9 protein-coding genes are annotated in these 9021 nt (G+C 56.1%); 2 read left to right on the top strand and 7 right to left on the bottom strand.

Annotated features, from left to right (window positions below):
• Positions 1 to 154: 154 nt before the first annotated feature.
• Positions 155 to 838 carry a hypothetical protein gene (locus tag AAC035_RS14625; RefSeq protein WP_339805409.1) on the bottom strand — a complete coding sequence of 228 codons (684 nt, stop codon included), beginning with the start codon at positions 836 to 838 and terminating at the stop codon, positions 155 to 157.
• 255 nt (positions 839 to 1093) lie between these two features.
• On the opposite strand from AAC035_RS14625, the gene AAC035_RS14620 reads away from it, so the two are divergent.
• On the top strand, positions 1094 to 2137 hold the full coding sequence (locus AAC035_RS14620) for an IS110 family transposase (protein WP_339805407.1): 1044 nt from the start codon (positions 1094 to 1096) through the stop codon (positions 2135 to 2137).
• Between the two features lie 465 nt (positions 2138 to 2602).
• On the opposite strand, the gene AAC035_RS14615 is transcribed toward AAC035_RS14620, so the two are convergent.
• From AAC035_RS14615 to AAC035_RS14600, 4 genes are all read right to left on the bottom strand, one after another.
• Positions 2603 to 2917, bottom strand: a complete 315-nt coding sequence (locus tag AAC035_RS14615; RefSeq protein ID WP_339805406.1) for a HigA family addiction module antitoxin — start codon at positions 2915 to 2917, stop codon at positions 2603 to 2605.
• A gap of 10 nt (positions 2918 to 2927) precedes the next feature.
• A complete protein-coding gene (locus tag AAC035_RS14610) occupies positions 2928 to 3206 on the bottom strand; it encodes a type II toxin-antitoxin system RelE/ParE family toxin (RefSeq protein ID WP_339805404.1) in 279 nt (92 codons plus the stop codon).
• Between the two features lie 156 nt (positions 3207 to 3362).
• Complete coding sequence (locus AAC035_RS14605) at positions 3363 to 3653, bottom strand: Ada metal-binding domain-containing protein (protein WP_339805403.1); 291 nt, start codon at positions 3651 to 3653, stop codon at positions 3363 to 3365.
• Positions 3654 to 3791: 138 nt separating this feature from the next.
• Entirely contained in the window at positions 3792 to 4784 is a 993-nt protein-coding gene (locus tag AAC035_RS14600) for a DUF6635 family protein (RefSeq protein WP_339805401.1), read from the bottom strand.
• A gap of 235 nt (positions 4785 to 5019) precedes the next feature.
• Here AAC035_RS14600 and AAC035_RS14595 point away from each other — a divergent pair, with 235 nt between their 5' ends.
• Positions 5020 to 5304 carry a site-specific integrase gene (locus AAC035_RS14595; protein WP_339805399.1) on the top strand — a complete coding sequence of 95 codons (285 nt, stop codon included), beginning with the start codon at positions 5020 to 5022 and terminating at the stop codon, positions 5302 to 5304.
• Positions 5305 to 5456: 152 nt separating this feature from the next.
• On the opposite strand, the gene AAC035_RS14590 is transcribed toward AAC035_RS14595, so the two are convergent.
• Together AAC035_RS14590 and AAC035_RS14585 are read right to left on the bottom strand one after the other, a co-directional pair.
• Positions 5457 to 6512, bottom strand: coding sequence for a ribonucleotide-diphosphate reductase subunit beta (locus AAC035_RS14590; protein ID WP_339805397.1), 1056 nt, complete (start codon positions 6510 to 6512; stop codon positions 5457 to 5459).
• A 174-nt stretch (positions 6513 to 6686) separates the two neighbouring features.
• Positions 6687 to 9021: ribonucleoside-diphosphate reductase subunit alpha (locus tag AAC035_RS14585; RefSeq protein ID WP_339805396.1), on the bottom strand; the 2335-nt coding region annotated here is incomplete at its 5' end.

The raw sequence follows: 9021 nt of genomic DNA, 5'->3' as shown, positions 1-9021 counted from the left end.
ACCCATAAGGCGCTGGCTTCAACAAAAACCGTCAACGTATTTTAGGACGGGTCAGAAAGCAAAAACGGGCAACGGGGCAAACGTCCGATGCAGCTATTTGTTATGCGGCTCCGCGCATGACCCTCGCATATAGAGATTCCCTCTCGGTCAACGACTATTTTTGTGGGTCTGTCACGGTATAGAGCACAATGCGTCTGAAGGGAACCTTGCTCGCCCTTACGATATATTCCGCGCCATTCTTTTCAACGACATACTTCAAATTCGCGATGTTGTAGCTGACGCCTTTGATCTCGACTGCGCCAGCTTCTCTACGAACAACGAAACCACCAGTTTCCTTGGCAAGCTTCTCCAAAATGGCGGTCATGGCCTGCGTTTCAAACTGTTGCGCTTCTTCCAGGATTCCTCGCCATGTAATACTCGGAAGACCCCCTTTCTCGCGTTCAATATTCACGAGTTGCAACTTCTTCCGTGAAAGATAATAGATGATTCCCGAGCTAGAGAGGACCAAAACTGCGGACCCGACCACAGCCCAACTAACAAACGTCAGCCCTAAAAACGTCGCCGGCGCGAGCCCCAGGCTTTGCGCCACCCCAGAGAGTCCGACGGCAGTCAGCCCGCTGCCTATAGCAGTGCCTGCAGATGAAAGGGCGCCTCCAAGTGCAGCGGACACACCTGCGGCAGACGTTATACCGATTCCCGACAGCAAACCTGCATTACCAGCAACGAATGCTCCGATCCAAGTAGACGACAGTGTTCCTGCGACATAGCCGCCCGCGGCTGTTGATGCGATCCACCCACCAGACGAGTGGAGAAGTGGTACAGCAATAATTGGCAACATAGTTACTCCTACATTCGCGCCTTGACTATTATTCGTTTCCTGCGAGCCCGAACCCAACGTCGCAGTTGGGATTCCAGACCACAATGTCAGCCCCATCAAGCCGCATAACGCCCGGCTCACGTGCCGGTTTGGAGCCGCGAAGCGGCGGAAAATCAGTCGCTGTGCCTGCACTTGATAATGATTGAGCCTTCTCCCCAGCCCAGCGGTTGCCCGCTAAGCTGGAAGGCGACCAAGCACTACAAGGGAGAATACTCAATGAACTTTTACCATAGCACCCACCGCCATTATTATGGAATCGACCTGCACGCCCGCAGCCTGTGCGTCTGCATCATCGACCAGCAGGGCGAAGTGCTGTTGCACAAGGAAATCAAAGCCCGGCCGGAACTGTTACTGGCCACGCTCGAACCCTTTCGCGATGATCTCGTCGTGGGGGTCGAGTGCATGCACTGCTGGTACTGGATCTCCGATCTGTGTGAAGAGCACGGCATCCACTTTATCCTGGGTCACGCGCTTTATATGAAGGCCATCCACGGCGGTAAAATCAAGAATGATCGCATCGATTCCTTCAAGATTGCGATGCTCATGCGCGGTGGTAATTTCCCATTGGCCTATGTCTATCCTAAAGAGATGCGGGCCACCCGCAATCTGTTGCGCCGTCGCACCCGCATTGTCCGGCATGGGGCCATGCTCAAGGCCCACGCAGTGAACACTCTGGGCCAGTACAAACTGCCGCCCAGCAAAGCCAACCTCAACAACCCCGGCGGCCGGTCACAACTTACCGCTGCTTTTACCGATCCAGACGGTCAACGCAACATCGACCTGGATCTGGCGATCGTCGACTGTTATCAGCACGAACTCAAAAAGCTTGAATGGCATCTGGAGCAGCAGGCCAAACAACACGACGCGGCGTCACTCAACGTGCTGAAGACCATTCCTGGAGTCGGTCGCATTCTGGCCCTGACCATTCTCTATGAGGTCGGCAATATTCAACGCTTCGAATCTGTTCAGAAATTCGCGTCCTACGCTCGCCTGGTGAAGTGCAAAGCCGAATCCGCCGGCAAGGTTTACGGCACTCAGGGCAACAAGATCGGTAATGCCCATCTCAAGTGGGCGTTCTCGGAAGCAGCCGTGCTGTTTATCCGTAATAACGACAAGGCCAAGCGCTACGTCGAAAAACTCCAGAGGCGAATAATCAAACCCAAAGCCCTGTCGGCCCTGGCCCACAAGCTGGGGCGCGCGGTGTACTTCATGCTCAAAGACAAAAGGGTGTTCGATGAACAACGGTTCCTGAAAGGTTAGTCACGCCACGGGTTGAGCATGAGGTCTAACTGGACCAGAAAGGATGACACCGAAGACTGCGAGTCCGCTGACTGGTACCCGATACCGAAGCGGTTTTCTGTCACCGACGTTGAAGCCAGAGCGACTTGATTAGCCAGCCCGTGGGCGTGCCTTAATACCATGAGCCAGTGCGCTTACACCGGTCCTGAGCCTGACACTAACTGGAGCCATGCAGCCCGACGCTTGAATAGCGCCAGTAACCGGTTAACCGATGAATGTCTGGTGCCCCTGACCCCCCCGATGGAACGACCGGTCAGGCTGTGGCCTAAAGCCACGTAAGAGAGCCCCTATATGTGTTTGCTGTAAGTGCCTGACAGCTCCGCGAGACTGACGAAGCAGGCGTCCTCGCTCATGTGTTTAGGTTGGCCGCTGGCGCGGCCAAAAAAAATCACTATTGCCTATTGAATCCGAGAAGGCTCATATGTGTTATGCCCTGTGCCCGATTTCGGATACAACATTCCACGGACGAATATTCTTCAGCTGATCCTCTAGGGCATCTTCCGCAATCTCTGTGTCGTAGGCTGCCTGAGCTCGCAACCAGTAGCCATTGGACAAACCAAAGAAACGACAAAGTCGCAGGTCCGTGTCTGCGGTTATCGAACGCTTTCCTGCAATAATCTGGCCGATCCTCTGAGCAGGCACCCCAATCTCTTTAGCCAAGCGGTATTGAGAAATACCCATCGGCTCAAGGAACTCTTCCTTCAGTAACTCGCCTGGCGTTACAGCTTCAATGTTGCGCATGAGTTACCTCCTAATGGTAATCAACAATTTCGACATCTTCCGCACCAGCCTTGGTCCAGCGGAAGCAAACCCGGAACTGCCTGTTGATTCGAATGCTGTGCTGACCTTGGCGGTCACCATGCAATGGCTCCAACATATTTCCGGGCGGTACTTTAAGATCATCTAACTGGCTTGCGACCTGGAGTTGCCGAATTTTCCTCAAAGCAACTCGCTCAAAATTGACGAAGCATCTGACGCGGCGTCCGCTCGCCAGCTTCTCGGTATCCTTACACTTGAATGATATGATCATAGAGAGATGATGACGCAGAGCGTTACTAACGTCAAGCGTTAGTATGTGGGAAAGTAGGCAGGGAAAGGGGCATAACGCCAGCAATAAACGGCGCCCTGACAAGGGCGTCCGGTGGAGTCCGAAGGCCGGAACGAAGTTGATTGCCTTGTTATGGTTTTACTTGGGCAGCTGTTTCCACGGATAGCTCTCCTTACCGTCTGGCCCAGACTTCCAGTCTTTATACCGCGAGGACATGCACCGCCCGCAAGGTCTATATCCAGCCTGAATGGCATTCTCCTCGTCCGCAAAGAAAACACGATGTTCGGCATAGCCTTTTGACAGCGCACCATTGGCTGCGGAGCAATCTAAGCGGCCATAGATTTTCGCTTTGGCATTGCCGCCCAGAGTGCCAGGCGTTTTGCTGATGACTGTAGTTCCGTCTGCTGCTAACAACTTGTACGTTTTCACAGATACTCCCCTACCCATAACACCTGAGTTCAGCGGCGTTTGACGCGAAGACCGTTTTTGTCGCAGCAAAAATGGGTGGCGGACCAAACGTCCGCTGCAACGATTTGTTAGGCCCACACCCTCCTGCCTCCAAACCATTCACAGCGAACGCCCAACCGTGGACAAGACGTCAACAATGTCGAAAAGCCGACCGGCGTACTTCTCCCTCAACTCAAAGTCTGCGCCCGCCTCACCGCTTAAGTCGTCTCCAACTGCACCCACCAGTTTTCGCAACCGTTTCTGATGGATTCCAAGCTTTGCTTGTAGTGGGTCGGTAAGAATTCCGATGAACGTTGAAACGAGTGCGAGCACAACGGCAACTACGGCGGTTACGGCCAAGAATAGCCTAGCCGACGCGGCAACCGGAAAGACTGCATAGTAGTAAGAGCCTGCAGAAGAGCCTAGCCAGAAATTGGATGCTGCTGCGGAATTCGCCACCATTGCCGAAACCGCAGTCCCCGCACTTAGCGCGCCAAAAGACGCCTGGCCAAGAGCGACCTTACTCGTGACTAGCAACGTCGCGTTACTAGCCAAGTCCGCTGACGCTGTACGGGTTGCGCCGTACTCGGCCAGCTTGGCGTCGAGCTTTTCTCTGAACTCGGGCGATTTGGCAGGCACGGAAAATGCCTCAAGCACCTCGTTTAGCAACGACCGCAATTCTGAATCTTTAAGAATCTCGGTCATCAATGCATCCTTATCGCTTACTTTCTGACCTTGCTGATACGGTAGTTCGAGGAGCTCGGTGACGATTAGCCAACTGATCTGCCGATCCATATCAGTTTCCAACCCCGGTGGGATCTTCTTGATCCAGTTCTGTAGTTTTTTCAGCCTGACCAGTCCGGCCACAAAACCAAGCAGGGCCAGAAAAATGTTCACAACCGACCAGACTATGTTGACCGGCACCCGAACCACGTCCCAGCCAATTGCGTGGCGGTGAATCTTTAGCGCCCCGCGAAATGAATAGTGGTGGCGAACGAACCCATCAATTCGATGCTCACGTTCACGAACGTAGCGTTCGGCCCCAGTGGTAATTGCTTTGCCGATGACTGCAAGCACCTCACCTTCATCGAGCTTCTTCTGTAAGCCTCCCAATCTACCCCCCGTTTCTTATGCGCCTAACAGCAATTGGACAGCGCGCTTCGCGATTGCGTAAATTTGACCGCTGCATGATTACATGCGTGTTGGCCCACAGCCCGCTGCCCAAAATTCGGTAAAACAGAAGCTTAGACCACCGTTACCTGACTTTCTATGTAATCATTTGACATCCATGATTTGCTCTCTAAATAATACTGTACTAATATACAGTATTTGGCAAGGAGTCGTTCCCATGCAAGGAAAGCCGTCCCGCCTGCGCGATCAGGTTCGCACTGTCATTCGTGTGAATCATTACAGCATCCGGACTGAAAAAACCTATTGGTACTGGATACGGTATTTCATTCGTTTTCACCAGATGAGACACCCCCGAGACATGGGACCACCGGAGGTCAACGCGTTTCTGACCTGGCTTGCGGTGCATCGCAATGTTGCAGCGGCTACCCCAGGCGCAGGTATTAAACTCGCTCGTTTTTCTGTACCGCAAGCTTCTGGACAAACCGCTCGGCGGGATTGGTGACGTTGTTCGCTCAGAAAAGCCCCGCAAATTGCCGACGATCTTTACTCTTGAGGAGGCCATGCGGATCTGCGCACCACTCAAATTTATACCCATGTTCTGGGGCAGGGTTTTGCGGGGGTGCGCAGTCCGCTGGGTTAAAGCTCAGTAAACGTCTACCACTCCAGCTGCGCACCGGTCTGATACTCAATCACCCGCGTCTCGAAGAAGTTCTTTTCCTTGCGCATGGTGGCCTGTTCGTCCAGCCAGGGGGAGACGTTTCTGGCGCTGGGGAAAGGTTCTTCCAGCCCTACGGTTCTGGCGCGGCGGTTGGCCACAAAGCGGAACTGTTCGCTGTGGTATTCGGCGGAGTAGCCCAGTATGGGGTCCCGCAGAATGTAGTTGGCGTAGGCGATTTCGGCGGCTTCGGATTCTTCCCACATGTCCCGCACGGCTTTCGGGTCCAGGGTGATGTTTTCTTCTTCCAGGATCTGGTTCACCACTTTCAGGCCGAAGGAGAAGTGCATGGCCTCGTCCCGCAGGATGTACTGGAACTGCTCTCCGGTACCGCGCATCAGACCCCGGCGCTGCAGGGCGAAAATGGGGCTGAAGCCATTGTAGAACCAGCAGCCCTCGAACACCGCCGCAAAAAACAAATAAGACATGATGAATTCCTGCAGATCGTCCGGATTGCGCAGGTTCATGCCGGGGCGCATGGCGGCGTCGAGCCGACGATTGGCCACCTGTATTTTCTGGTTGATTTGCGGCACTACCCGGTAGCGGTTGTAGATTTCGCTCTGGTCCAGATTCAGGGTTTCGATGCAGTGCTGGTAGGTCCATGTATGCAGGGCTTCTTCGTACACCTGGCGGGCCTGGTAGATCTGCAGTTCCGGGGCACTCATCTTCTCCATTACCGCCAGGCCAATGTTGCGCATGGCCAGGATGTCGGACGTGGTCAGGTAGGCCAGTACGTTTTCATAGACGTGCTTTTCCGCCGGGTTCAGGCGGTGGTGATAATCGTGGACGTCCTGGGCCATGTTGACGTCCAGCGGAGTCCAGTGGTTCTTGTTGGCATTCATGAAGTACTCCCAGGCCCAGGGGTACTTGAATGGCGCTAACTGGTTAATGTCAGTCTCACCATTAATGACGCGCTTGTCCTGAACATTCACTGGCGCGGGACCGGTGGTGGTTTTGGGTGATTCTGTTTTAGGCTCGTCGTCCCAGTTCAGCATTTTGGTTTTCCTTCAATCTGGTGGCTAGCAGACTCTGCAGGCAGGGACCGGGGCGGGTACTTCTTCCGCTGCAATTCACGGCCCATCCTTGGGCCGACCTTGCACCGCGCCATCCCTGGCGCTGCTACAGAAGTACCCGCCCCGATCCCTATCCGGCTATTGGTGGTTGCGTCTCTACTGACACGCCTCACAGTCGGGTTCGTCGATGGAACACACCTGCGGCTGGGGTGCGGCTACGGGCGCAGATTTTTCAGCGCCCGTCGCACCAAGAGATCGCAGGTAATAGGTGGTTTTCAGTCCCCGTTCCCAGGCCAGTTGGTAGAGGGCGTCCAGTTTCTTGCCGCTGGGTTCGGCCATGTAGAGGTTCAGGCTCTGGGCCTGATCGATCCACTTCTGGCGGCGGGCGGCGGCTTCTACCAGCCATTGCGGGTCGATCTCGAAGGCGGTGGCGTAGCGGGCCTTGAGTTCAGTGGGTATGCGGTCGATCTGCTGCACGCTGCCGTCGAAGTATTTCAGGTCGTTGACCATGACGTTGTCCCACAGGCCGGCAGCTTTCAGGTCTCTGACCAGGGCCGGATTCACCACGGTGAATTCCCCGGACAGGTTCGATTTGACGAACAGGTTCTGGTACGCCGGCTCGATGGACTGGGATACCCCCACAATATTGGAGATGGTGGCGGTGGGCGCGATAGCCATGACGTTGCTGTTGCGGATGCCGTGGGCCGCCAGCAGTTGCCGCACCGGAGCCCAGTCCAGCCGGGCGCGGGTGTCCAGGGTCAGGTCGCCGTCCCTTCTCGCTTCCTGCAGCAGGTGGATGGAATCAATAGGCAGAACGCCCTGCTGCCACAGGGAGCCATCGTAGCTCTCGTACACACCCCGCTCGGCCGCCAGCCGCACGGAAGCGGTGATGGCGAAGTAGCTGATCTGTTCCATGGTCAGGTCGGCAAAGTCCACGGCTTCCGGGCTGGCGTAGGACAGGCCCAGCTTGTAGAGAGCATCCTGAAAGCCCATCAGGCCCAGACCCACCGGGCGGTGCTTGAGGTTGGAGTTGCGGGCCTGGGGTACGGCGTAGAAGTTGATGTCGATAACGTTGTCCAGCATCCGCACCGCGATGTTCACGGTGCGTTCCAGCTGCTGTACATCCAGCTCGCCGTCCCTTACGTGCGCCGCCAGGTTTATGGAGCCCAGGTTGCACACGGCGATTTCCTCGGCGCTGGTGTTCAGGGTGATTTCCGTACACAGGTTGGAGCTGTGTACCACGCCGCGATGCTGCTGGGGTGAGCGCAGGTTGCAGGGGTCCTTGAAGGTGATCCAGGGATGACCGGTTTCAAACAGTACGGTCAACATTTTGCGCCACAGCTGTTTGGCGGGGATTTTCCTGAACAGGGTGATCTCGCCTTTCGCCGCCAGGGCTTCGTAGTGCTGGTAGCGCTCGTGGAAGGCGTTACCGTAGAGGTCGTGCAGATCCGGTACGTCGCTGGGGGAGAACAGAGTCCAGTCCTGGTCGGCCCGCATCCGCTCCATCAGCAGGTCCGGTACCCAGTTGGCGGTGTTCATGTCGTGGGTGCGGCGGCGCTCGTCGCCGGTGTTCTTGCGCAGCTCCAGGAATTCTTCAATGTCCAGGTGCCAGCTTTCCAGGTAGGCGCACACCGCGCCCTTGCGCTTGCCCCCCTGGTTGACAGCTACTGCGGTGTCGTTCACCACTTTCAGGAACGGTACTACGCCCTGGCTTTCGCCATTGGTGCCCTTGATGCGGGAACCCAGGGCCCGCACCGGCGTCCAGTCGTTGCCCAGTCCGCCGGCCCATTTGGACAGCAGGGCGTTATCCTTGATGGCGCCGTAAATACCTTCCAGATCGTCCTGCACGGTGGTCAGGTAGCAGGAAGAGAGCTGGGAATGCCGGGTGCCACTGTTAAACAGGGTAGGAGTGCTGGCCATGTAATCGAAGGAGGACAACAGCTCATAGAATTCGATGGCGCGGGCGTTGGGGTCGTCCTCCCTCAGGGCCAGGCCCATGGCGACACGCATGAAGAAGACCTGGGGCAGTTCCAGGCGGGCCTTGTTCCAGTGCAGGAAGTAACGGTCGTAGAGGGTTTGCAGACCCAGGAAGCCAAACTTCTGATCCTGTTCCGGCTTCAGGGCGGCGCCGAGTCGTTCCAGGTCAAAGGCAGCCAGGGCCTCGTCCAGCAGCTCGTAGCGGATGCCCGCTTCAATAAAGGCACTCAGGGCCTTGGGGTACAGCTCCGCCAGCGGCAGATGCACGGGCAAATCGAGGGCGAGGGCGTTTTCCAGGCGTAGCTGTTCCAGCAGCAGGCGGGCGGTCACCGCGCTGTAGTCCGGTTCCCGCTCGATACGGCCGCGGGCGGTCATGATCAGGGCCGAGAGCACTTCGGTTTCGTCGATACCGTCGTACAGGTTACGCAGCGCGTTCTCGACGAGGTTCTCCTCATCAATGCCATCCAGCCCGGCGCTGGCCTGCTCCACCTGATATTTCATCAGGCCCAGATCG

This window comes from uncultured Marinobacter sp. (genome assembly GCF_963974375.1).
Taxonomy (GTDB): domain Bacteria; phylum Pseudomonadota; class Gammaproteobacteria; order Pseudomonadales; family Oleiphilaceae; genus Marinobacter.
Note: the sequence above shows the minus strand (reverse complement) of the source record. Positions and strands in the feature narration are given on the sequence as shown.